Raw genomic sequence first — 22,549 nt, forward strand, 5'->3', positions numbered from 1 at the left:
GAACTAAGTACTACGGCCCAAGGGCCCTGATGGTGGTGCTAGGAACGCTTCGAGAACTCAGACACAGCTTCTTCGACATCCGCTACGGCGTCACGAAGCTCAGCTTCACGTTCACGATAACCATCGACGACGGCACCCGTGAACTCGCGAGCCTTGGAGTCGACATCGGAGAAGAACTGCTTGCCCTCAGGGGTCTTGGCTACTTGATGTGCTGCCACGAACCCCACGGCAATTCCTACGACGAAAAGGACTGCGCCTTTCATAATTCTCCTTCGGATTGGCGATACTCGAACCGTATTAGTTTAGGTGCTTGAGCGTGCTCAGCGTCGGGGCTTCGGGCGAAGTCCCAGAACCGCCGCACGAACGCCGGCGCTGAAGCCAGCGATCTTGATGAGGGGGCCGCCAACGGTCGCGGCACCGAGCGCTACGAGCGCTGAAATATTGCCTGTCGTCTCCTCGACATTGCGAGTGATGGCATCGACGCGTGCGATCTGACGGTTCGTTTCCGAAATAGTCGTCGTCGCTTCGGTCAGCATCGGATCGAGGCTGTCGCTCACTCCACGAATGGCTGTGCTCGTTTCGTCGAACACTTTGCCCAGCTTCAGCAGTGGAACCGCTAACAAACCGACCAGAATTGCGAACACTCCGGCCGCGATGAGCCCTGCGATATCTCCGCCAGTCATGGCTACTCCGATCATCCTCAGAAATGGTACAAGTACACGTTATTCGACATTCATGACGAACTGCGCCCAGAAACAAGAAAGGGCCGGAGCAAAAGCCCCGGCCCTTTCTTTCGCTAGTTAGCGTGCTGCGTAGTACTCAACAACGAGCTGAACTTCACAGGTCACGGGGACCTCGGCACGCTTCGGGCGACGTACGAGACGTGCCTGCAGCTTGTCGATTTCTACCTCGAGGTAGCCGGGAGTCTTGGGAAGAACATCAACGTGTCCGCCTGCTGCTGCGACCTGGAAAATTTCCATGCCTTCGCTGCGAGCCTTGACGTGCATGAGCTGCCCGGGCTTGACGCGGAACGACGGACGGTCGACGAGCTGGCCATCAACCAAGATGTGGCGGTGAACAATCATCTGACGAGCCTGAGCGGTCGTACGAGCGATTGCCGAACGAACGAGCAGAGCGTCGAGACGCATTTCGAGCTGCTCAACCAGGTTCTCACCGGTCAGGCCAGCAGTCTTGCGCGCTTCCTCGAACTGAATCTTCAGCTGAGCTTCGCGGATGCCGTACTGGGCACGCAGACGCTGCTTCTCGCGAAGACGAACGGCGTAGTCGCTGTCTTGCTTGCGCTTGGTGCGGCCGTGCTCACCGGGAGCATAGGGGCGCTTTTCGAGGTACTTTGCGGCCTTCGGCGTGAGGGCGATGCCCAGAGCACGCGAAAGGCGAGTCTTGCTACGGGTACGTGACTTAGTAGACACAGGATCCTTTTCGATTGATTCAAGTAAGAACAATCTGGTGATCACTCGCACGCGAACGCGCGTGCGCAACACACCAGACGAAAGAAGAGGGATGACCCTAGGGAACCTGGTCGGCTACAGACCTGTGTTCCGCGATATTCGATTTCATTGCAGCCGCGCGCCGAAACCGTATCGTTGGGACGCATAACTCTAACACGCCGAGTCCAGTCAAGCGACGAATCGCCACGCCTCAGCGGTGCCGCCTTGCACGGGCTTACTCGCCTCGAATAATCTCGCGCAATTTGGCTAGTCGCGCCGAGACTTCGCGCTCGTTGCCGTTATTGGTTGGCGTGTAGTACTCGGTGCCTTTCAGTACATCGGGAAGGTACTGCTGCTTCACAACCCCAAACTCCGAATCGTGAGAGTAGCGATAGCCCTTTCCATGCCCGAGGCGCTTAGCGCCCGGATAGTGGGCATCGCGAAGGGGCTTGGGGACTCGCCCAATCTTGCCTGCCCGCACATCGGCGATGGCCGCATCCAGAGCAGAGTAGGCAGCATTCGACTTGGGCGCGGTCGCGAGATAAACGACGGCCTCGGCTAGCGGAATTCGCCCCTCGGGCATACCAATAAGCTGAACTGCATCGGCGGCGGCGACAGCGATGACGAGTGCCTGCGGGTCAGCGACACCGACATCTTCTGCAGCGCTAATGATGACCCGTCGAGCGATAAAGCGCGGGTCCTCCCCCGCTTCGATCATGCGGGCTAAGTAGTGCAGTGCCGCGTCGACGTCTGAACCACGCACTGACTTAATGAACGCGCTAATCACGTCGTAGTGTTCATCACCCTGCCTGTCGTACCGCAAGAGCGCGCGATCGACGGCGTTCGCGACGTGTTCGGCGGTGACCACCGCGGGCGACGCCGCATCATCGTCATTTGCTGCGGAAACGGCCGAGGCCTCAAGTGCGGTCAGTACACGACGCGCATCTCCTGACGACAAACGAATGAGGAGGGCACGGGCCTCGGGTTCTAAGACAACAGCATCCTTAAGGCCCCGTGGATCGCTGACAGCGCGGTCGACGAGTTCGCCCAAGTCGTCGTCGTCGAGTTGATTGAGCGTCAAGAGTAAGGAGCGCGATAACAGAGGTGAAATTACCGAAAACGACGGGTTCTCGGTTGTCGCCGCGATCAGGATGACCCAACCGTTCTCCACGCCCGGGAGCAGCGCGTCCTGTTGGGCCTTCGTAAACCGGTGAATCTCGTCAAGGAACAACACCGTCGAGACTCCGTAGAGGTCACGCGCCGTCAGCGCCTCTTCCATCGTCTGGCGGACATCTTTCACACCGGCAGTTACTGCCGAGAGTTCCACAAACTTGCGCTGTGAGCCGCGGGCGATCGCTTTCGCAATGGTGGTCTTGCCGGTGCCAGGCGGTCCCCAGAGAATAATGGATGCCGAACCGTGACTGCCTTCGACGTCCGACGCCAAACTCATCAGCGGTGACCCGCGCTGCAGCAAATGCTTCTGTCCGACTATCTCGTCGATGACGAGGGGTCGCATGCGCACCGCGAGGGGTGTTGCTCCGCTGTGCAGAGTGGCGGAACCGTTCATAAGCCAATCGTAATCGGCTGTACCGACCATTGACACAGCGTTCGCTGTTCACTGCTCCCCGTCGTGGCGTTTGGCCGAGCTTCGCACCAGACCGTAAGGTTCATTGTGGCGTTCCTACGACAGCGGCGAAATCCGCAATTCTTCAAGGAGTAATGGTGGCATCCAGCAAGAAGCATTCACGCGAGCAACGAGAAGCGCGGGAACGGCTGCGCCAGTACACAGCTCGAGCCTCGGTGCACGAAAGCACCATTGCACGCCGTAAGCGCGATAACGTGCTGGCGATTGGCGTTGGACTCGCCATCATCGCACTCGTTGCTACCGCGCAGGTTTTCTACTTCTCTTCCGGCCCCGGCACTCCGGAGCCAGCCCCCTCTTTCACTCCTGAAGCCGAAGCCACCGAACCGGGAAACGTCGGCGACGTTCCCGACCTCGCGCTGGCCGAGGCTCGCACCTGGACCGGTGAACTGACTCTGAACGACGTCGTTCTCGGGATCGAACTCGATGGGGCTGCCGCACCTCAGGCCGTATCTTCCCTCGTTGACTCCGCGTCATCGGGATACTACGAAGGCACCACGTGCCACCGACTGGTCGACACCGAGACTGCCGGCCTCATCCAGTGCGGTTCACTCGACGGCACCGGAGCCAGCGATCCCAACTACGCCTACGGACCCGTCGAGAACGCCGGCGTAGGCGGCTTCTACCCCGCCGGCACCATTGCCATGGCCCGTACAGGCGACGATGCGTTCTCCAACGGGCGACAATTTTTCATCGTTTACGACGATGCAATCATTCCTGACGACAATGCCGGCGGCTACAGCATTGTTGGCCAGGTCGTTTCAGGACTCGACGCTCTCCAATCAGAGATCGTCGCTGGCGGCATTGTGGATGATGCCCAAGACGGAGCACCGGTGACTGCCACAAGCATCACTGGCTTCACGATCCAATAACAGCGTCAGCGACCGATAGCGTGGTTGTTCTAAGCTTGGGTAACCCGGCAGCGACTTCCGGCACAAGCAGCAAGGTGAAGTAATTGGCTACACAAGAGCAGAACGAGTGGGGACACGTCGACGAGACGGGTACCGTTTTCGTCCGAGAGGCCAACGGCGAACGCGCCGTAGGCCAATACCCTGACGGAACTCCCGAAGAGGCCCTGGCCTACTTCACCCGCAAGTACCACGAGCTGGCTGGTCAGGTGACCTTGCTCGAACAACGGGTCAAGAACGGTGCTCCGGCGTCCGACGTCGCCAAAGCCATCAAGGCACTCAAAGAGTCGATCACGACGGCTAACGCCGTCGGCGACCTCGCCGCGCTCCACACTCGCGTCGAAGCACTGAGCGGTTCCGTCTCTAAGCTGACCGAGAAGCAAAGCGAAGAGGCAAAAGCCGCGCTGGCGGAAGCGATCACAGTGCGGACCGCACTCGTCGTGGAGGCCGAGACTCTCGCCGCTGCCGACCCCGCCAAAGCTCAGTGGAAACAGGTCACTGCGCAGATGGATGGCATCTTCGCGCGCTGGAAGGCGCACCAGACGGATGGTCCTCGACTTCCCAAGAACGAGGCCAACGAGCTCTGGAAGCGATTCCGTGCTGCCCGCAGCACCATTGACACCCACCGTCGAGCATTCTTTGCCGAGCTCGACTCTGCCCACAAGAAGGCTCGCGCCGACAAGCAAGCGCTCGTCGACCAAGCAGAAGCGCTCGTTGCTCAAGGCGTGGACGGCATCCCTACCTACCGTCGTTTGCTTGACCAGTGGAAGGCCGCCGGCCGCGCGGGCAAGAAGTTCGACGATGCTCTCTGGGCTAAGTTCAAGCAGGCAGGTGACGTTCTCTACTCTGCGAAGTCAGAGATTGACGCTCAGGATAATGTCGAGTTCACTGCCAACTGGGAACTCAAGAAGGCGCTTCTTGAGGAAGCCGAGCCGCTCCTGACCGCCACGGACCGAACACAGGCCAAGAAAGCTCTGTTCTCGATCCAGAAGCGCTGGGATGAAATCGGCAAGGTTCCTCGCGACAAGGTCAAGGTAGCTGAAGACCGCCTGCGTAAGGTTGAAACGGCCGTTCGCACGCTTGACGAAGATCACTGGAACAAGAACAACCCTGAGCGGCAAGAGCGTTCCGAAGGCTTCCTGGGCCAGCTCAACGAAGCAATCCAGAAGCTGGAAGCGGAACTTGCCGAAGCTCAGGCAACAAAGGACGCAAAGAAGATCGCAGCCGCACAAGACGCTCTCGATGCCCGCAAGGCATGGTTGGGCGCCCTTCGGTAATCATCTGTCCACAGGGTTCTGGTTCTCCACTGAACCAGACTCTGTGCGCATGATCTGTCGTCAGTGGTCGCACCATTGACGTATGACACCACGATTGCCTTCAGTACTCAGCGCCTACGACTTACCTCTAGTTGAATTGCAGTGTGCTGCGCTCGACGGCGAGCTCTACGCATTAGATAGTTGCTTCTGCCCGATTGATGAGTTTGACACTATTCACCTGCGTGCTCGCGCTCTGGCGGTCGTTCTCGATCCGCGAATCATTGCCGAACGGATGACGGCCGCGTGGGTCTGGGCGGCTACGCTCAATCCCCCAGTGAACCACGAACTGTGTGTGGCGATCGGTGCCCGCACCCGCCCGCCCAGCAGCCTTCGCGCGGTGTTGCGAGAAGTGGTGATCGACGCGGACGACATCGATACGATCTCCGGGGTGAGTGTCACATCGCGGCTGCGAACGGTAATAGACCTCGCTCGCTTCAGCGAATCCTTCGGACCGCGCGAGAGCGCAGCAGTTTCCACGCTGATGGCAGACGGCGCTTTCGGTTACGAGGAGTGCGCCGCGGTCCTCAACGCACGGCGAAACTTGCCGCAGAAGCGACTCGCCCTCACCCGACTAGAAAGTCTCGGTGAGCGCTCCGCTACCGTCTAAGAGCGTCTTACCCGCTGTTCACGCGATAGACGTCGTACACCGCATCCACGCGGCGAACCGCATTTAGTACACGGTCAAGATGAGTCGTATCCCCCATCTCAAACACGAACTTGCTGATGGCTAACCGGGCCGTTGATGTGTTCACGGTCGCCGACAAGATATTGACGTGCGTTTCGCTCAACACCTTGGTGATGTCGGAGAGCAATCCGGCGCGGTCAAGAGCCTCGACCTGAATCTGAACCAAGAAGAGACTCTTCGATGTGGGCGCCCACTCGACGTCGATCATCCGTTCCGGTTCGTCCAGCAACGACTGAACGTTCTTACAATCGTCACGGTGAACAGAGACGCCCGCACCGCGCGTGACGAAGCCGACAACGCCGTCACCGGGGACCGGTGTGCAGCAGCGCGCGAGCTTGACCAAAATATCGGGTGCACCACGAACCAGGATCCCCGAGTCGGAATGCTTATACGGACGAAGCTTGCCTGCCGCGGGGAAGGAAAGCTCCCCCTCATCCTCTTCGGTCCCGGTACTGAGAGACCCTACTAGCTTTTCGATTACCGACTGCGTCGAAATGTGACCTTCCCCGACAGCGGCATACAGCGCCGACACGTCTTCGTAGCGCATCGCGGCGGCGAGCTCGGCGAACGACTCTTGACTCATGAGTTTCTGGAGCGGCATGTTTTGCTTGCGCATTGCACGGGCAATCGCATCCTTGCCCTGCTCAATTGCTTCGTCGCGCCGTTCCTTGGTAAACCACGCACGAATCTTGTTGCGGGCCCGAGTACTCTTCACGAAACCGAGCCAGTCCTGACTCGGAGCAGCGTCGGGGCTCTTAGAAGTGAACATCTCCACAGAGTCGCCGCTAGTCAACACCGTCTCCAGCGGCACGAGACGGCCATTGACCTTCGCGCCCATCGTGCGATGTCCGATTTCAGTGTGCACTGCATAAGCAAAGTCGACGGGCGTTGCACCCGCCGGCAAACCGATCACCCTGCCCTGCGGTGTGAAAACGTAGACCTCTTTGGCTCCGATCTCGAAGCGTAGAGACTCCAGGAACTCGCTCGGGTCAGAGGTTTCCGCTTGCCAGTCCGTGATGTGTGCGAGCCACGCCATGTCGTTGTCAGCGGGGCCGGACTCGACTGCTTTGCCTGCCGCACGGTCTTTGTACTTCCAATGCGCCGCCACACCGAACTCGGCGCGGTGGTGCATTTCATTCGTACGAATCTGGATCTCCACGGCCCGGCCCTGAGGACCAATAACGGTGGTGTGAAGCGACTGGTACAGATTGAACTTCGGCGTAGCGATGTAATCCTTGAAGCGACCAGGGATCGGATTCCAGCGCGCGTGGATCGACCCAAGAACGGCATAACAGTCGCGCACAGAATTGACGAGAACCCGGATGCCCACGAGGTCGTAGATCTCGTCGAACTCACGCCCGCGCACGATCATCTTCTGATAGATCGAGTAGTACTGCTTCGGGCGACCCGCAACCGATCCCTTGATGCGCGACGTACGCAGGTCATCCTTTACGGAGGCGATGACTTGCTTGACGAACTCGTCACGCTGAGGAGTCCGCTTCGTAACCAGGCTCTCGATTTCGACGTAGATTTTGGGATGCAGCACGGCGAAAGAGAGGTCTTCGAGTTCAAGCTTAATTGCCTGAATACCGAGGCGGTGAGCAAGCGGTGCGTAGATCTCTAAGGTCTCTTGTGCCTTGCGTGACGCCGACTCTCGCGGAACGAACCCCCAGGTGCGGGCGTTGTGCAGGCGGTCGGCGAGTTTGATGACCAGAACGCGGATATCTTTCGACATGGCGACGATCATCTTGCGCACGGTCTCGGCTTGAGCGCTATCGCCGTACTTGACCTTGTCGAGTTTGGTTACGCCGTCGACCAGCATCGCGATCTCGTCGCCGAACTCAAGTCGGAGCTCGTCGAGCGAATACGCCGTGTCTTCTACCGTGTCATGAAGCAGCGCGGCGGCGATCGTCTTTTCGCCAATCCCCAGTTCCGCAAGAATCTGCGCCACGGCGATTGGATGAGTGATGTATGGCTCGCCACTCTTGCGCTTCTGGCCATCGTGAGCTCGGAATGCTGCGGCGTAGGCGCGTTCGATCAGCGCGAGGTTTGCCTTGGGGTGGGTCGTCTTTACGGTGCGCAGTAGCTTTTCGACCGAGCCCGCTGGCTGAGCTCGCGAGAAAAGCCGCGGAAGTAGCGCGCGGAAAGAAGCCGATGACTGTTGCGCTTCGCTCATCCCTTTACCCCCTAGTTTGATTCTAGGTTGTGTTCGGGATGAGCGAAGACACAGTCGCTCAGGGCGGACTCAGCCGCCTGCGAACGCACACACTGCCGTTCGCCCATTGTGGTTACTTGTTGCCCTTGTCCGCGGCGCGAGCAGCAGTCAATCGCTTGGTGCGACTAAGGATGGCTGGCTCGTTTTGGCGGAACTGCGCGTAGAGCGGAGCGGCGATGAAGATGGTCGAGTACGTGCCGACGACGATACCGATGAACAGAGCCAGAGCGATATCACGCAGCGTACCGGCACCGAGAACGTAGGCACCGATGAAGAGGATCGCTGCGACGGGAAGCGCGGCGACCACTCCAGTGTTGATCGAACGCACCAAGGTCTGATTGACCGCTAGGTTCACAGACTCAGCGAAAGTACGACGAGATTCCGATCCATCTTCCGACGTATTCTCTCGAATCTTGTCGAACACTACGACGGTGTCGTACAGCGAGAATCCCAAGATCGTGAGGAATCCGATCACGGCAGAGGGCGTGATCTCGAAACCGAAGATTCCGTAGACGCCGGCAGTAATCACGATGTCGTGAAGCAGCGCAATCATTGCGGCGATCGACATCTTCCACGTGCGGAAGTAGATCGCCATCATCACGGCGGCTAGCGCGATAAACACGAGAAGCGCACGAAGCGCGGAACTCGTGATGTCGGCGCCCCACGACGGTCCGACGAATGACGCGGCGACGAGCTCTCGGTCGACATTGAACGCACCGGCGAGAGCATCGCGCACAGCATTCGATTCCTCTGTCTCGAGCTGTTCGGTCTGCACGCGGAGCGAGCTAGTTCCGATGACCGTCACCTTGGGCTCAGCATCGCCAACAATGCCGACAACCGTGTCAGACGCGAGATTCTGAGCCTCCGCACTGGAATCTGAATCCGAGAGCGCTTGGACCGAATCAATCTGGAACTGTGATCCACCAGTGAACTCGATGCCGAAAACGTAACCGCCGCGAAGTGCCGGCACAACGATCGAGATTGCAATCAGTACCGCAGCAAGGGTGTACCACACCTTACGGCGACCGATGAAGTTGATCGAGACATCGCCGGTGTAGAGATCGTTGCCAAACTTAGAGAAGCTAGCCATCAGGAGTCCTTTCCATCTGAGCCGGAATCTTTAGCAGTGCCAGCCAGCTCAGCAGCTTTTCGTTCGGCGATTGTTTGGCGGCGAGCAGCTTCGCGACTCGCTCCGGTGTTGTTCTTCGTAGCAACCGGGGTGCGGAACTGCGCACGACCACGGTAGACGGCACCGAGAGCGTTGGGGTCAAGCCCACTCAGCGGGTGACCGCTGGAGAAGAATCGCGTAGTCGCAAGCAGCTGAAGGACCGGGTGAGTGAACAACACCACGACCAGCACGTCGATGACTGTCGTCAACCCGAGGGTTAGAGCGAATCCACGGACGTTACCGACAGCGAGAACGAAGAGCACGACCGCCGACAGAAGGTTGACCGCCTTTGCGGCGAAGATCGTGCGCAGAGCACGTTTCCAGCCGGCCTCGACCGCGCCAGTCAGCGAGCGGCCATCACGAAGCTCATCGCGGATTCGCTCGAAATACACGATGAACGAGTCGGCGGTGAAACCGATAGCGACAATCAATCCGGCGACACCAGCTAGCGAGAGTCGGTAGCCATGACGCCAGGAAAGATACGCGATCACGAGGTACGTCAACACGCCGGCAACGATGAGCGATGCCACGGTAACCAGACCCAGAAGGCGGTATTGGAAGAGGGAGTAGATGACCACCAGCAGCAGTCCGATGAGGCCGGCGATGATGCCCGAATTTAACTGCGCGGTGCCGAGCGTTGCGGAGATGTCCTCTTTGCTCTGAACCTCAAAGCCGATGGGAAGAGCACCGAACTTCAGCTGGTCCGCCAGAATGGTTGCAGATTCTTGAGTGAAGCTCCCCGAGATCTGCGGGTTACCGCCAGTGATGATGCCCTGAGTCGTCGGCGCCGAAATGACCTGACCGTCAAGAACAATCGCGAAACGGTTGCGCGGGTCGGTGTTGTCGAACCCGAACAGGCGGGTCGTCATCTCGCGGACTGCAGCAGTGCCCTCGGCGTCGAACGTCGGGAAGACGCCCCACTGGCCGGTGCTGACGCCCTGTGAGCTCGAGACGAGGCCGGATGATGCGTCGGTGATGGTACTTCCTTCGACCTCGACCGGGCCAAGAATGTACTTGAACGAACCATCGGCTTCACACGTGATGAGCGCTTCGTCTGCAGGCGCGACGCTGAAGTTGTCGAGCGACGAGCAATCAAAGTTGCTGTACTCATCGAACAGAGCTTCGGTGATCCAGTTCAAGTCGCTGGCATCTGTCGGCGCTGCAGTAGGCGTCGTCGCGAGGGTGGGCTCGGGAGTCGCCGTCTCTTCATCAGGAGCATCCGTCGACGCCGGGTCCGGAGTTTCCTCAGCGGTAGCGGTGCTCGCGACCTCGGTGTAAAGAACCGGCCGGAACTCGAGCTTGGCCGACGCCTGAATACGCGCGAGTGTTTCGTCGTCCGGGGTTCCGGGGATGGAGACCACGACGTTGCTTGCGCCCTGCGTGGTGATCTCCGCTTCCGATACGCCACTGGCGTCAACACGGTCGCGAATGATCGACACCGCTTGAGCGAGTTGCTCGCCCGACACGGTTTGTCCACTCTCTAGCTGCGGGGCGAGAACAATTTGCGTTCCGCCCTGAAGGTCAAGAGCAAGCTTCGGAGCCCACGATGCCGTACCGAAGATGGAGCCAGCGCCAACTAAGACGGTGAATCCCACCGTGATTGCTGTGAGCCAGACTATGGCCCGCCAGGCGTTCTTCACAGGGGTTGTTCTTGCCACCTATTTGACTCAGCTTTCTTGACAGAGCAGTGCGGAATCGCACGCCGTTGGACAGTCACCCTCGGGTAGGACGACTCTCAACACTAGTGGGTTACGGGCGACGTTCCTCTACTTTGAGGACTTGTCGTCCTTCGAGTCGGAGAGCTCGCCGAATTCCGGTGTTTCAGAATCAGCGGAAGCGTCCGTGGCAGCTTCGCGCTCCGCAGCTTCGCGGTTAGCGATCTCCATGGCTTCTTCGACCGAACGAGGAGCGCCGTCTTCTACGGCTTCTTCAACGACTACCTTGGCGAGGGTCTGGCTGTGAACCTTGACGACAACGCCGTTGCTGATTTCGATCTCAGCTTCGTTCTTCGCCGTGTCCATCGTGATGAGCGTTCCGAAGAGACCGAAGTTGGTCATCACTTCTACGCCGGGCACCATCTGCTCGCGCAGTTCTTCCTGCTGAGCCTTGCGCTTACGGCTGTTGCGGAACATGAAGAAGATGAGCACGCCGAGAATAGCGAGCATTGCAATAGAAAGAGGATCCATGAGGTACCTTTCGGTGGTCTGTGGGCCTGGCGCTCAAGCTGAGGCGCGTGTTTAGCCAGTAAAACTATAGTTCATCGGTAGCGGCGGCCGAATCCCGGTCGGTCATCCCGAAGTGATCCCACGCCGCTCGTGTCGCAACTCGTCCTCGGGGCGTTCGCGTGAGCAATCCGACGCGCACCAAGAACGGCTCGACCACAGACTCTACGGTCTCAGCCTCTTCACCGACCGACACTGCCAAAGTGCTGAGACCCACCGGTCCCCCGTCGAAACGCTCGAGGACCGTCATCATTACGGCGCGGTCAAGACGATCGAGACCCCGCTCGTCGACGTCATAGAGCTCCAACGCGGCCCGCACTGCATCCTTGCTCGCGGCCGTATCGTTCACGAGCGCGTAGTCGCGGACTCTGCGCAGCAATCGGTTCGCGATTCGCGGAGTACCCCGGCATCGTCCGGCAATCTCAGCAACGGCTTCATGGTCGATCTCGAGATCAAGCATGCGTGCCGTGCGCGCGATAACGCGCTCCAGCTCAGCCTCGTCGTAGAACTCAAGATGAGCCGTGAAGCCGAAGCGGTCGCGAAGCGGGTTGGGGAGAAGCCCTGAGCGGGTCGTCGCACCTACCAAGGTAAAGGGTGCGATATCGAGCGGGATGGAAGTCGCCCCGGCTCCCTTTCCGACCATGATGTCGATTCTGAAATCTTCCATCGCGAGGTACAGCATCTCTTCTGCCGAGCGCGCCATGCGGTGAATCTCGTCAATAAAGAGCACTTCGCCCGGGAGAAGTGAAGACAGTACTGCGGCAAGATCGCCCGCATGTTGGATAGCCGGCCCGCTCGAGAGACGCAGAGGTCGGTCACTCTCGTGAGCCACGATCATCGCCAGCGTCGTCTTGCCTAGACCAGGCGGACCTGCTAGGAGGATGTGATCAGCCGTTCGATTCTGCATCGCAGCAGCACGCAACAGAAGCTGCAGCTGACCCCGAACTTTCGTCTGGCCAACGAACTCTGCGAGCGAAGCTGGTCGCAACGCTCCCTCAAACGCGAGTTCGGCATCCGACTCGACGGTGGGGTTAACTACTTCTTCGTCGCTGTTGTTGAACATTAGGAGCCGGCCTTGCCGCCGCGCGAGCCGACAAGCAAGATGGCCCGGCGAAGAATCGCTTGAACGTCGTTAAGCTCTGCTTCGCTTGCGTCGCGCAGAGCGCTCTCTGCCGCGGGCTGCGCGAGCTTGTCGGGCCAGCCCAAACCCTGCAGCGCCATCGATACTTGTTCAGAGACCGAGTTGGCACGTACCGAGGTAACCCCGGGCTGTCGCGTCGACACCACAAGCTTGCCCGCGAGATTAAGCACAATGAGTTTGGCCGTTTTGGGGCCGATACCCGAGACCTTGCGGAATGCGGAGTCATTTTCTTCGGTGACAGCGCGGGCAACGTCATCGGGCGTGAGCGCGGCGAGAACACCCATCGCACTCTTAGGGCCGACTCCGGTGACGCCTCGCAGGAGGTTAAATACTTCAAGCTCCTCAGCTGACCGGAAGCCATACAGGGCGAGATCGTCTTCACGCACGATGAGAGCAGTATTGACTTGGGTTTCAGAACCTACTCGTACCGAGAGCGCGTGCTCGGGAGTAACGCTCACGCTGAGCCCCACTCCCCCGACCTCGATGACGAGTGAGGTTCCGACCGCGGCGAGAACCGTGCCGCGAAGGGATGAAATCATAGGTTCAGCCTACGAGCACCCGCTGACTTCTCTGCCGACCGCCACGCCTCCTGCGCCGGGGTGAGACCGGAACTGACCGGTGATGTTCGCCTCGCTCCAGCGGCGCCCGCCCCCACATCAGCCACAGTCGCGCGGGGTGAGGCCGCAAATCCCGGCCCACTCTTCCACGCACCACAGATCGCTAGGGCGCACGCATCCGCGGCATCCGCCGGTGTGGGCGCTTCGGCAAGACCGAGAACGCGGGCAACCATGGTTCCTACTTGCTTCTTATCAGCTCCACCGAAACCAGTGATCGCAAGCTTCACTTCGGTGGGAGTATGCAGCGAGACAGAAAGCTCCCGGCGCGCGGCGACATACATAGCGACGCCGCTGGCTTGCGCGGTACCCATGACGGTACTGAGGTTGTTCTGGGCAAAAACCCGCTCAAGGGAGAGCTGAGTCGGCGCATACTCGCCAATCACCGCGTCGATGCCCTCACCGATCAGCCGCAATCGTTCCTCAAGCGCCATCTCTGGCGGCGTACGGACCACTCCGACGTAGACAAGCGTTGCTCGTCGATTCGGAGCGACGTCGACGACTCCGACACCACAGCGCGTGAGACCGGGGTCAATCCCGATCACCCGCAGGGTCATCGACTAGTCCTCGTCGAGTTCGGCTTGCACCTCGGCGCTGATGTCAAAGTTCGAGTAGATGTTCTGAACGTCGTCAGACTCTTCGAGGGCATCAATTAATTTGAAAACCTTGCGCGCAGTGTCGGCGTCGACCTCAACCTTGAGGTTCGGGACGAACTCTGCCTCGGACGAGTCGTAATCGATACCGGCAGTCTGCAGCGCATTACGAGATTCGACCAGGTGCGCTGTGTCAGTGATGACCTCGAAACCCTCACCGTGGTTCTTGACCTCCTCGGCGCCAGCATCGAGCACCGCCATGAGGATGTCATCTTCTGAGACACCCTCGGTCTTCGTGATCGAGATAACGCCCTTGCGTTCGAAGTTGTAAGCAACGCTGCCGGGATCTGCCAGCGAGCCACCGTTGCGGCTCATAATCGTTCGAACGTCAGCTGCTGCGCGATTCTTGTTGTCGGTGAGACACTCGACCATGAGTGCGACCCCGTTGGGGCCGTAGCCCTCGTACATGATGTTGAGGTACTCAATGGCGTCACCGAGTTGGCCTGAGCCACGCTTAACCGCACGATCGATGTTGTCGTTGGGAACAGACGTCTTCTTCGCCTTCTGAATGGCGTCGACAAGAGTCGGGTTTCCCGAAAGATCAGCGCCACCGATCTTGGCGGCGACCTCAATATTCTTGATGAGTTTCGCGAACGCCTTCGCGCGACGCGAATCCGTAATCGCTTTTTTGTGCTTGGTAGTTGCCCATTTAGAGTGCCCTGACATAAAGGACATTCTAATGCGTTCGAGACTCGCTCGACTGCGCGAATCCCCGCACTAGCGTTCTTCGACCGAGCTGCGGAGGCCTAACTCCGCTAATTGCAACTGCGCGAGTCTCGCGACAATCGCACCGTTGCCCGCTCGCCATTCAGCGGCGGGATCGTCCGAGACCCGCGCTAGGACAGTAAGGCTGAGCGTCGACAATGCACGGAGCGCAAGCAGATTTGCCCCACCCGGCGTCGCCAAGACCCTCTTGGCTTCGCTCGCCCGCACCGCAAAACGGAGGCGCGGCAACAGCCACACGAGAAGAATAAGGGCCACAGGTACGATGCCGATGAACAGTCCCACCGCAGTGGCGGCGGCTTCGACCGAAGTCTGTTGGCTTTGCCCGGCAGACTCGAGCGCCGCCCCAGCCTCACTCGCACCGCCGAACGGCGCCCGGATGCCCGACCCGATCAATGGTACGGAGCCAAGGGTGTTGCCGAGTTCGACCATCGTCGATTCGAACCCGGCGCCTGCGGCCTGCATCTGGACGCCAAGTTCTTGGAAGGCGGCGATGAGTTGGTACACCCAGACACCGAGAGCAATCCAGATCACGATGAACCCGACGGAGATCAGGTCAGCAGCAATCTGAAGCGTTCGACGCGCGGGCTGGTCGGCATACAGTTGCATTCCCCCATGATGCAGGATTTACTGCGCGGCGCGGACCCGACTCACGAAGTACTCATGGAACCGGCTGTCGCCGGTAATTTCGGGATGGAAAGACGTGCCGAGCAGGTTACCTTGCTCTACCGCAACAATGCGGCCGTCATCCAGCGTCGAAAGTGCGCGTGCCAGTGCGCCGACGCTCTCTACGACAGGAGCTCGGATGAAGACAGCGTGCACGGGCTTCTCCCCAAGCTCCGGGATACTCAAATCGGTTTCAAACGAATCGGTCTGAGAGCCGAACGCGTTTCGACGAACAACCACATCGAGACCACCGAAGGATTGCTGACCCTCGATGGAATCCTGCACGGTGTCCGCCAGCATGATGAGCCCCGCGCAGGTTCCGTAGACAGGAAGTCCCGAGCGGATAGCCGTCCGGATCGGCTCGAAGAGCCCGTACAGACGAGAGAGCTTGTCAATCACGCTCGACTCACCGCCAGGAATGATGAGACCGGCAATGTGCTCCAGCTGCTGAGGAGTTTTGACCGCTACCGCGGCTTCTCCGAGCTGCTGGAGCACCTGCAGGTGCTCACGAAAGTCACCCTGAAGGGCAAGGACCCCGATGGGAAGCTGATCGACGGAGGCGTTACCAGCCACGCTCAGAGAGGCGGTGCGGTGCTGCCAGATCAGACACGTTGATTCCCACCATTGCTTCGCCCAAACCACGCGAGGTCTCGGCGATGACGTTGGGGTCATCATAGAAAGTCGTCGCCTTGACGATGGCCGCGGCGCGCTGAGCCGGGTTACCCGACTTGAAGATTCCCGAACCGACGAAGACACCATCGGCGCCGAGCTGCATCATGAGCGCGGCATCGGCCGGCGTAGCTACTCCACCAGCGGTGAAGAGAACGACGGGAAGCTTGCCGCTCTGGGCAACCTCGCGAACGAGTTCGTACGGCGCCTGCAGTTCTTTCGCCGCGACGTACAGTTCGTCGACCGACTTCGAGCGGAGCTCGTTGATCTGCCCCTTGATGGTGCGGATGTGCTTGGTCGCCTCAGAGACGTCGCCGGTGCCCGCTTCACCCTTCGAGCGAATCATTGCTGCACCCTCGGTGATGCGACGCAGCGCCTCGCCCAGGTTGGTCGCGCCGCAGACGAAGGGAACGTCAAAGTTCCACTTGTCGATGTGGTTCACGTAGTCAGCGGGGCTCAACACCTCGGACTCGTCGATGTAGTCGACCTTGAGCGCCTGAAGAACTTGAGCTTCGACGAAGTGGCCGATGCGAGCCTTAGCCATTACAGGGATCGACACCGCCGCGATAATGCCGTCGATGAGATCGGGATCACTCATGCGAGCAACACCACCCTGCGAACGGATGTCGGCAGGAACGCGCTCGAGGGCCATGACGGCAACGGCGCCGGCATCCTCTGCAATCTTTGCCTGCTCAGCATTGACGACATCCATGATGACGCCGCCCTTGAGCATTTCTGCCAGTCCGCGCTTGACGCGGTTCGTACCCGATTCGTTGGATGAAGTGTTCTCGCTCATAGCTTCAACGCTAAGACCGGAGCCGCGAAAAGAATGCAGCCAATTTGAACTCAGTGGTTCGTGGGCCAGGCTTTCGCTAACTCATCCCGAACCTCGCCGAGCAACCGCGGAATAGCCTTCGTGCCGGCCACGATCGGAAAGAAGTTCGAGTCCGTAGCCCACCGCGGAACGACATGCTGATGCAGGTGGTTCGCGATACCAGCCCCTGCTAATGCGCCCTGGTTCATCCCGATATTGAAGCCATGAGCCTTCGACGTCTCACGCAGCACTCGCATGGCGGTCTGAGTGAGAGACGCAATCTCAGCGGTCTCTTCGTCAGTCGCCTCGTCGTAGAGCGGCACGTGACGATACGGGCACACCAGCAGGTGGCCACTGTTATAAGGAAACAAGTTCAGCAACACGTAGGCGTGCGTTCCGCGCGCAACGATGAGAGCTTTCTCATCATCGAGCGTGGGCGCAACACAAAATGGGCAGTCGTCTTTATCCGGCTGCGTTTGGTCGGTGATGTACGCGATGCGATGCGGCGTCCACAAGCGCTGGAAGGCATCGGGGACCGCGGCGAAGTCAGCGCTTGACTCCCCCGCGGGCAACTCAGAACCGTCGTAGTCGTGCACGAACTAAACCTGCGCTCGCGTCGCGATCGCGTCAGTGATGCGGGCGACAGCATCTGCAATCGGGATGCCGTTCTCCTGAGTTCCGTCGCGGAAACGGAAGCTGACCGAACCCGCAGCCTGGTCCTGTTCGCCAGCAATGAGCTGGAACGGGATCTTCGACTTGGTGTGGGTACGGATCTTCTTCTGCATACGCTCACTCGAGGCATCCAATTCGGCACGAACACCGAGCGCCTTGAGCTGGTCGATAACACCAGCGAGGTACTCCTCGTACGCCTCGGCGACGGGGATACCAACGACCTGGACCGGCGACAGCCAGACCGGGAAGGCACCGGCGTAGTGCTCCGTGAGTACGCCGAAGAAGCGCTCGATCGAGCCGAAGAGCGCACGGTGGATCATGACGGGGCGCTGGCGTGAGCCATCCGCCGCCGTGTACTCGAGCTCGAAGCGCTCCGGCAGGTTGAAGTCGAGCTGAACGGTCGACATTTGCCAGGTACGGCCGATGGCATCGCGTGCCTGTACCGAGATCTTAGGGCCGTAGAACGCCGCTCCGCCCGGGTCGGGCACGAGCTCAAGACCTGTCTCTGCCGCAACTTCAGCGAGAGTTTGGGTCGCTTCATCCCACACATCGTCTTCGCCGACATACTTCTCTGGATTCTTAGTCGAGAGCTCAAGGTAGAAGTCTGTGAGACCATAATCACGCAACAGGGAGAGCACGAAGTTGAGAGTGTTCGTCAGCTCCTGCTTCATGCCCTCTTTCGTGGTGAAAAGGTGGGCATCATCTTGTGTGAGTCCACGCACGCGTGTGAGGCCGTGAATAACGCCGGACTTCTCATTGCGGTACACGGTGCCGAACTCAAAGAGGCGCATCGGCAAGTCACGGTACGACCGACCGCTCGACTTGTAAATCAGGATGTGCATCGGGCAGTTCATGGGCTTGAGGTAGTAGTCAGCGCCCTGGCGAGTGATCTCGCCTTCTTCATTGCGGCCCTCATCGAGGTGCATCGGTGGGAACATGCCGTCCTTGTACCAACCCAAGTGACCGGAGGTCTCGAACAGCGCAGCCTTGGTGATGTGCGGAGTGTTGACGAACGAGTAGCCCTCTTGCAAGTGACGCGTGCGTGAATAGTTCTCCATCTCGTGACGGATGATGCCGCCATTGGGATGGAACACGGCGAGCCCAGAGCCGATTTCGTCAGGGAAGGAGAAAAGATCTAGCTCTGCACCAAGCTTGCGGTGGTCGCGCTTCAGCGCTTCTTCTTGACGTGCTTGGTACTCCCGGAGTTCGTCCTTGGTCGGCCAGGCCGTACCGTACACGCGCTGAAGTTGTTTGTTCTTCTCCGAGCCACGCCAGTAAGCAGCTGCGGTGCGCGTGAGCGACCATCCGTTGCCGATCATGCGGGTGTTGGGAAGGTGAGGCCCGCGGCACAGGTCTTTCCAATAGACCTCACCAGTCTTGCCATCGACGTTGTCGTAGATCGTCAGTTCGGCACCACCGACCTCAACGGACTCGTTATCGCCATCAACTTCGCTGTCAACGACAGAGCCCTTGAGGCCGATCAGCTCAAGCTTGTAGGGCTCATCAGCGAGCTCCGCGCGAGCCTCTGCCTCGGTCACTACACGACGCTGAAAGCGCTGCCCCTGACGGATGATGCGGTCCATTGCCTTCGTGATGGCCTTGAGGTCTCCGGGAGTGAACGGCTCCTCGACATCGAAGTCGTAGTAAAAACCATCGGTGACGGGCGGACCGATCCCGAGCTTCGCCTGTGGGTTGATCGTCTGAACAGCCTGAGCCGCAACGTGGGCGGCCGAGTGACGGAGAATGTTCAGCCCATCGGGCGAGTCGATCGTGACAGCCTCGACCTCATCCGTGTCAGTTACTGTCGCGGCGAGATCTTTCAGCTCACCGTTGACGCGCATGGCGACGACGTTGCGGTCGGTAAATAGCTCAAATCCAGTGTTACTCACAGAACAACTTTAGCGGCGTTCAGAGAAACTGGCTGTCACGCGGCTCGCTAGCCGACAAACATTTGACTTGCCCACAGAGCGAACGCCGTACTGGTCAGCGCGGTGGCCCACCCGATGAGCAGCTGGAACACCCCCACCGACGAGATCATCACCGTGCCGTTGCGTGTTCTCGCCGTGGGAATCAAGGCAATAGCCAGCAGCGTCAGGCTCATGAAGATGTTTCCGGTCGAGCCGCTCGGCAGTAGCCCGAGCGCGAATCCGACGATGAAAGCCCCAAACACCAGGGTGGAGATAATGATCGCTCCTGGCCGACGAACGATCAGCGCGATCAGCCAAGCGCTGATCAGCGGCGCGATCACAATCACGCCTTCCACGGTCGAGAAGAACTCCCCCACGATGACAAGCCGATCGCCAAAGCCAGTGAACGCAGACTGGGTCGCTCCCGCGAACGGGCGCCCCAGGAAGAGCGAATTGAGAACCGCCAGCGACACGAGCGCTGACGCCGCGGGGTAGAGGATCACGAGCGCGTTCGCACGCCGAGCGCCTTTCGCCCCTTCACGACGATGACGCAAGAACGGGGCCGAGAGCGCTGCCGCAGTGACATAGACGAGCGCAGTAACGTCCGTCAGAACAGCGACCATGAAGTAGAGCCCCACTCGAAAGCCTGATTCAGTGTTGCCCCACGTCACGAACCGGACGATGTGCGACAGGCCCAGACCAAAGAGCAGCAGCCCCAGAAACGCGGAATAGTTCTGAGTCGCGTTGTAGAAGAAGAGCGGGTTGAGTGCGAGGGCCATCATCAAGATCACGATGGTTGAACGCGCGAAGCGTCGCTGCACCATAATTTCGATGAGTTTCTGCAAGAACACACCCGCGCTTAACGCACCGATGATCGAAAGCGAGAGCGCCCCACCTGGCACAAAGCCCGCCAACAGGGTACTGATGGGCGGAAAGATATCGCCGAGCCATTGCGCATCTGCTCGGTCCCAATCGATGCGGGTTGCCCGCGCTACCAGGGTCGCGTTGGGCGACTCCGTCGCACCTAACGCCGACACGACCAGCGCAAAGATCACGTATGGCAGGGCGAAGATGCCGCGCATCATCCAACGACGAGGAGTTCGGCGCGGCCACACATCCAGACGGGTTCGTGGCGGGCGCTTGGCGATCTGAAGCGCGCGAGTGTTCGTCAACGGTTCACTCATGATTGCTTTGGGTCGTCAGCCCATGCTCCGTTTTCTCCCAGTAGTGCGGTTTAGTGATGAGCTGCCAGAGCGCCTTGTACGACGCGATCGAGTGCAGGATCCAATACAACGGATTCAGCAGCGCCCAAGGAACGAGAGCAAACGTCCCTCTCTTATAGGGACCCATCATCGAGAGGTACACCATGATCGAACTGCCGATAATGAAGTTGAGGAAACAGACCCACAGAAGCCAGACCGGGAAGAATTGGCCGATCCGCTCGGTGGGCAACACGAGAGAAAGCACCGTCAGGATATAGAACGGCAGTACGCCCAGAAAGGTCGCCGGGGTTCCTGCGATGAGCAATACGAAACTGCAGAATCGCCAGAACCCGATCTCGCGCATCAACGCCACTGGTCGGCGGGCGTGCACCAGGGTGGTCTGCATGTAGCCCTTGATCCAGCGGCTGCGTTGGCGGATGAAGTTCGGAATCGACTTGTTTGCCTCTTCCATCGTGGCGGAGTTCACTACGCCAACCCGGTATCCGAGCGCGCTCGCGCGGATGCCCAAGTCGGCGTCTTCAGTGACGTTGTAGGGGTCCCAGCCTCCGAGACTCTTCAGCGCCTCAGTGCGGAAATGATTGGACGTTCCGCCGAGTGGGATCGGAAGGTCAAGCGAATCAAGGCCAGACAGCATGTAGTCAAACCAATAGCCGTACTCGAGAGAGAACATCCGGGTGAGCACGTTCTCCCGGGCGTTGAAGTAGTTCAGTGCGGCTTGCACACACACGGTCTTCTCGCCACCGCGTTGAAACGAGATGTACGCCTTCTTGAGCTGGTCCGGCTCCGGAGTGTCCTCAGCATCAAAGATCACCAGGTAATCGCCGGTCGCGAAGAAAAGCCCGACATTGCAGGCTCGAGGTTTCGTCTGCGGATGCCCGGCCGGGATCGTGATGATCTGAAAGTGATCGGGCGGCGAGCTTGCCTCGAACGCCGCGCGTGTTTCGTCGTCGGACTCCTCGATCAGTACAAAGACTTCGAGGCGGTTGGTGGGCCAATCGATACCGCCCAGGTTCTTGACCAGTTGAGCGACGATGTTCGCTTCCTTGAAAACAGGCACGAGCACGGTGTAACGAGGGAGCTCATCATCGTTCAGCTCTTCGACTTCGCTGTCAGAGACCCGCTCGACGAGGTCGAATCGCGCTCCCCGTAAGGAGATGAAAAACTTGAACGCCGTTCCGGCCAGGAACACCAGGCTCGTAATGGCGATGAGAGTAATCACCGTCGCTGCCGGCCACAACACCAGGGCGATGATCATGACGATCAGAAGGATAACGAGGCCGATTTTCTGGCCGCGTGACGCAACGGTGCGCGCTGAAAGAACGGGATTACGGTTCCAAAGCTGGTTCGCCGCCTGATCGGCGATCGCTGGCCCGAAGACGTCCAGAATCGAATGCCAGATTTGGGCGGATGTCGCGGCGACGAAGACAACGTCACGTCCCAAAGCAGTGGAGATACGCTCGCTGCGCTCGTCATCCGGAACTCGAGCCGTGGCCACCAGAACGCGACCATCATCGAGTTCGCGCAGCGGCATCCAGTTCTCAGCGATGTAGAGCTGCCCACTCCATTGGCGGGCAAAATCCCCATCGACTTCAGACATCTGCGCTCGTTCGATGTTCCACACGCGAGAAATAACGTCGACCAACGTGGCGTCGTCAAGATGCCCGCGGCTGGCAAGGGTCTGATCGATGTGAACGCCTGATCGCGCTTTGACGCGACGAGCTTCCTCGATCTGGCTTGGCGTAGCGAGGCCTTCGTCGAGTAACAACTGCACGAATGCTTCGCTCTGCTTGGACGGCACCCCGGTTTTCCCCATAGGGCCATCGTGGCTCATTCTCAAGCTGCAAGCACGCGCCACGCGGGTTT

The 22,549-nt window shown here is 59.5% G+C and carries 22 protein-coding genes; 3 read left to right on the plus strand and 19 right to left on the minus strand.

Annotated elements, in window-relative coordinates; translation table 11 throughout:
- Nucleotides 1-38: 38 nt before the first annotated feature.
- The 4 genes from ESZ53_RS03025 to ESZ53_RS03040 form a co-directional block, all read right to left on the minus strand.
- Entirely contained in the window at nucleotides 39-263 is a 225-nt protein-coding gene (locus tag ESZ53_RS03025; RefSeq protein ID WP_129071482.1) for a hypothetical protein, read from the minus strand.
- A 57-nt stretch (nucleotides 264-320) separates the two neighbouring features.
- Entirely contained in the window at nucleotides 321-683 is a 363-nt protein-coding gene (locus ESZ53_RS03030) for a DUF948 domain-containing protein (RefSeq protein ID WP_129071483.1), read from the minus strand.
- A 117-nt stretch (nucleotides 684-800) separates the two neighbouring features.
- On the minus strand, nucleotides 801-1,430 hold the full coding sequence (gene rpsD, locus ESZ53_RS03035; RefSeq protein ID WP_010202678.1) for a 30S ribosomal protein S4: 630 nt from the start codon (nucleotides 1,428-1,430) through the stop codon (nucleotides 801-803).
- Nucleotides 1,431-1,683: 253 nt separating this feature from the next.
- Nucleotides 1,684-3,015, minus strand: coding sequence for a replication-associated recombination protein A (locus ESZ53_RS03040; protein ID WP_129071484.1), 1,332 nt, complete (start codon nucleotides 3,013-3,015; stop codon nucleotides 1,684-1,686).
- A gap of 152 nt (nucleotides 3,016-3,167) precedes the next feature.
- On the opposite strand from ESZ53_RS03040, the gene ESZ53_RS03045 reads away from it, so the two are divergent.
- The 3 genes from ESZ53_RS03045 (at nucleotide 3,168) to ESZ53_RS03055 (ending at nucleotide 5,921) form a co-directional block, all read left to right on the plus strand.
- Complete coding sequence (locus tag ESZ53_RS03045; protein WP_129071485.1) at nucleotides 3,168-3,962, plus strand: peptidylprolyl isomerase; 795 nt, start codon at nucleotides 3,168-3,170, stop codon at nucleotides 3,960-3,962.
- Nucleotides 3,963-4,045: 83 nt separating this feature from the next.
- A complete protein-coding gene (locus ESZ53_RS03050) occupies nucleotides 4,046-5,275 on the plus strand; it encodes a DUF349 domain-containing protein (protein ID WP_129071486.1) in 1,230 nt (409 codons plus the stop codon).
- Between the two features lie 82 nt (nucleotides 5,276-5,357).
- Complete coding sequence (locus ESZ53_RS03055) at nucleotides 5,358-5,921, plus strand: hypothetical protein (protein WP_129071487.1); 564 nt, start codon at nucleotides 5,358-5,360, stop codon at nucleotides 5,919-5,921.
- Between the two features lie 7 nt (nucleotides 5,922-5,928).
- Here the strand turns inward: ESZ53_RS03055 and ESZ53_RS03060 are convergent, their stop codons facing one another.
- The 15 genes from ESZ53_RS03060 to ESZ53_RS03130 form a co-directional block, all read right to left on the minus strand.
- The gene (locus ESZ53_RS03060; RefSeq protein ID WP_129071488.1) at nucleotides 5,929-8,175 is read right to left on the minus strand and encodes a bifunctional (p)ppGpp synthetase/guanosine-3',5'-bis(diphosphate) 3'-pyrophosphohydrolase; all 2,247 of its coding nucleotides are present in this window, start codon (nucleotides 8,173-8,175) and stop codon (nucleotides 5,929-5,931) included.
- 112 nt (nucleotides 8,176-8,287) lie between these two features.
- The gene (gene secF, locus ESZ53_RS03065) at nucleotides 8,288-9,304 is read right to left on the minus strand and encodes a protein translocase subunit SecF (protein WP_129071489.1); all 1,017 of its coding nucleotides are present in this window, start codon (nucleotides 9,302-9,304) and stop codon (nucleotides 8,288-8,290) included.
- Complete coding sequence (secD, locus tag ESZ53_RS03070) at nucleotides 9,304-11,040, minus strand: protein translocase subunit SecD (RefSeq protein WP_129071490.1); 1,737 nt, start codon at nucleotides 11,038-11,040, stop codon at nucleotides 9,304-9,306. The genes secF and secD overlap by 1 nt, the downstream gene beginning before the upstream one ends.
- 108 nt (nucleotides 11,041-11,148) lie before the next feature.
- Nucleotides 11,149-11,568, minus strand: coding sequence for a preprotein translocase subunit YajC (gene yajC / locus ESZ53_RS03075; protein ID WP_129071491.1), 420 nt, complete (start codon nucleotides 11,566-11,568; stop codon nucleotides 11,149-11,151).
- A 64-nt stretch (nucleotides 11,569-11,632) separates the two neighbouring features.
- Nucleotides 11,633-12,667 (minus strand): Holliday junction branch migration DNA helicase RuvB, encoded by a 1,035-nt coding sequence (gene ruvB / locus ESZ53_RS03080; RefSeq protein ID WP_129071492.1) that lies wholly within the window; start codon nucleotides 12,665-12,667, stop codon nucleotides 11,633-11,635.
- A complete protein-coding gene (gene ruvA / locus ESZ53_RS03085; protein ID WP_129071493.1) occupies nucleotides 12,667-13,284 on the minus strand; it encodes a Holliday junction branch migration protein RuvA in 618 nt (205 codons plus the stop codon). The genes ruvB and ruvA overlap by 1 nt, the downstream gene beginning before the upstream one ends.
- Nucleotides 13,281-13,910 carry a crossover junction endodeoxyribonuclease RuvC gene (gene ruvC / locus ESZ53_RS03090; RefSeq protein ID WP_210403861.1) on the minus strand — a complete coding sequence of 210 codons (630 nt, stop codon included), beginning with the start codon at nucleotides 13,908-13,910 and terminating at the stop codon, nucleotides 13,281-13,283. The genes ruvA and ruvC overlap by 4 nt, the downstream gene beginning before the upstream one ends.
- A 9-nt stretch (nucleotides 13,911-13,919) precedes the next feature.
- A complete protein-coding gene (locus ESZ53_RS03095) occupies nucleotides 13,920-14,678 on the minus strand; it encodes a YebC/PmpR family DNA-binding transcriptional regulator (protein WP_129071495.1) in 759 nt (252 codons plus the stop codon).
- A 51-nt stretch (nucleotides 14,679-14,729) separates the two neighbouring features.
- Nucleotides 14,730-15,344 (minus strand): hypothetical protein, encoded by a 615-nt coding sequence (locus ESZ53_RS03100; RefSeq protein WP_129071496.1) that lies wholly within the window; start codon nucleotides 15,342-15,344, stop codon nucleotides 14,730-14,732.
- 18 nt (nucleotides 15,345-15,362) lie between these two features.
- Entirely contained in the window at nucleotides 15,363-15,974 is a 612-nt protein-coding gene (pdxT, locus tag ESZ53_RS03105; protein ID WP_246837365.1) for a pyridoxal 5'-phosphate synthase glutaminase subunit PdxT, read from the minus strand.
- The gene (gene pdxS, locus ESZ53_RS03110; RefSeq protein ID WP_129071497.1) at nucleotides 15,964-16,866 is read right to left on the minus strand and encodes a pyridoxal 5'-phosphate synthase lyase subunit PdxS; all 903 of its coding nucleotides are present in this window, start codon (nucleotides 16,864-16,866) and stop codon (nucleotides 15,964-15,966) included. The genes pdxT and pdxS overlap by 11 nt, the downstream gene beginning before the upstream one ends.
- A 50-nt stretch (nucleotides 16,867-16,916) precedes the next feature.
- A complete protein-coding gene (locus ESZ53_RS03115) occupies nucleotides 16,917-17,480 on the minus strand; it encodes an HIT domain-containing protein (RefSeq protein WP_129071498.1) in 564 nt (187 codons plus the stop codon).
- Nucleotides 17,481-17,483: 3 nt separating this feature from the next.
- On the minus strand, nucleotides 17,484-19,397 hold the full coding sequence (gene thrS, locus ESZ53_RS03120; protein ID WP_246837419.1) for a threonine--tRNA ligase: 1,914 nt from the start codon (nucleotides 19,395-19,397) through the stop codon (nucleotides 17,484-17,486).
- A gap of 95 nt (nucleotides 19,398-19,492) precedes the next feature.
- Nucleotides 19,493-20,647, minus strand: coding sequence for a hypothetical protein (locus tag ESZ53_RS03125; protein WP_129071500.1), 1,155 nt, complete (start codon nucleotides 20,645-20,647; stop codon nucleotides 19,493-19,495).
- Nucleotides 20,640-22,499 (minus strand): glycosyltransferase, encoded by a 1,860-nt coding sequence (locus tag ESZ53_RS03130; RefSeq protein WP_246837366.1) that lies wholly within the window; start codon nucleotides 22,497-22,499, stop codon nucleotides 20,640-20,642. The genes ESZ53_RS03125 and ESZ53_RS03130 overlap by 8 nt, the downstream gene beginning before the upstream one ends.
- Nucleotides 22,500-22,549 lie beyond the last annotated feature (50 nt).

Source organism: Salinibacterium sp. UTAS2018, assembly GCF_004118935.1.
In the GTDB taxonomy this organism is placed as follows: domain Bacteria; phylum Actinomycetota; class Actinomycetes; order Actinomycetales; family Microbacteriaceae; genus Rhodoglobus.

What these genes read in the sequence shown, in the direction of transcription:
- ESZ53_RS03025 (WP_129071482.1), bottom strand. Translation starts at nt 263, where the DNA reads ATGAAAGGCGCAGTCCTTTTCGTCGTAGGAATTGCCGTGGGGTTCGTG.
- ESZ53_RS03030 (WP_129071483.1), bottom strand. Translation starts at nt 683, where the DNA reads ATGACTGGCGGAGATATCGCAGGGCTCATCGCGGCCGGAGTGTTCGCA.
- ESZ53_RS03040 (WP_129071484.1), bottom strand. Translation starts at nt 3,015, where the DNA reads ATGAACGGTTCCGCCACTCTGCACAGCGGAGCAACACCCCTCGCGGTG.
- ESZ53_RS03045 (WP_129071485.1), top strand. Translation starts at nt 3,168, where the DNA reads ATGGTGGCATCCAGCAAGAAGCATTCACGCGAGCAACGAGAAGCGCGG.
- ESZ53_RS03055 (WP_129071487.1), top strand. Translation starts at nt 5,358, where the DNA reads ATGACACCACGATTGCCTTCAGTACTCAGCGCCTACGACTTACCTCTA.
- ESZ53_RS03060 (WP_129071488.1), bottom strand. Translation starts at nt 8,175, where the DNA reads ATGAGCGAAGCGCAACAGTCATCGGCTTCTTTCCGCGCGCTACTTCCG.
- secF (WP_129071489.1), bottom strand. Translation starts at nt 9,304, where the DNA reads ATGGCTAGCTTCTCTAAGTTTGGCAACGATCTCTACACCGGCGATGTC.
- yajC (WP_129071491.1), bottom strand. Translation starts at nt 11,568, where the DNA reads ATGGATCCTCTTTCTATTGCAATGCTCGCTATTCTCGGCGTGCTCATC.
- ruvB (WP_129071492.1), bottom strand. Translation starts at nt 12,667, where the DNA reads ATGTTCAACAACAGCGACGAAGAAGTAGTTAACCCCACCGTCGAGTCG.
- ruvA (WP_129071493.1), bottom strand. Translation starts at nt 13,284, where the DNA reads ATGATTTCATCCCTTCGCGGCACGGTTCTCGCCGCGGTCGGAACCTCA.
- ESZ53_RS03095 (WP_129071495.1), bottom strand. Translation starts at nt 14,678, where the DNA reads ATGTCAGGGCACTCTAAATGGGCAACTACCAAGCACAAAAAAGCGATT.
- ESZ53_RS03100 (WP_129071496.1), bottom strand. Translation starts at nt 15,344, where the DNA reads ATGCAACTGTATGCCGACCAGCCCGCGCGTCGAACGCTTCAGATTGCT.
- pdxS (WP_129071497.1), bottom strand. Translation starts at nt 16,866, where the DNA reads ATGAGCGAGAACACTTCATCCAACGAATCGGGTACGAACCGCGTCAAG.
- thrS (WP_246837419.1), bottom strand. Translation starts at nt 19,397, where the DNA reads ATGCGCGTCAACGGTGAGCTGAAAGATCTCGCCGCGACAGTAACTGAC.
- ESZ53_RS03125 (WP_129071500.1), bottom strand. Translation starts at nt 20,647, where the DNA reads ATGAGTGAACCGTTGACGAACACTCGCGCGCTTCAGATCGCCAAGCGC.
- ESZ53_RS03130 (WP_246837366.1), bottom strand. Translation starts at nt 22,499, where the DNA reads ATGGGGAAAACCGGGGTGCCGTCCAAGCAGAGCGAAGCATTCGTGCAG.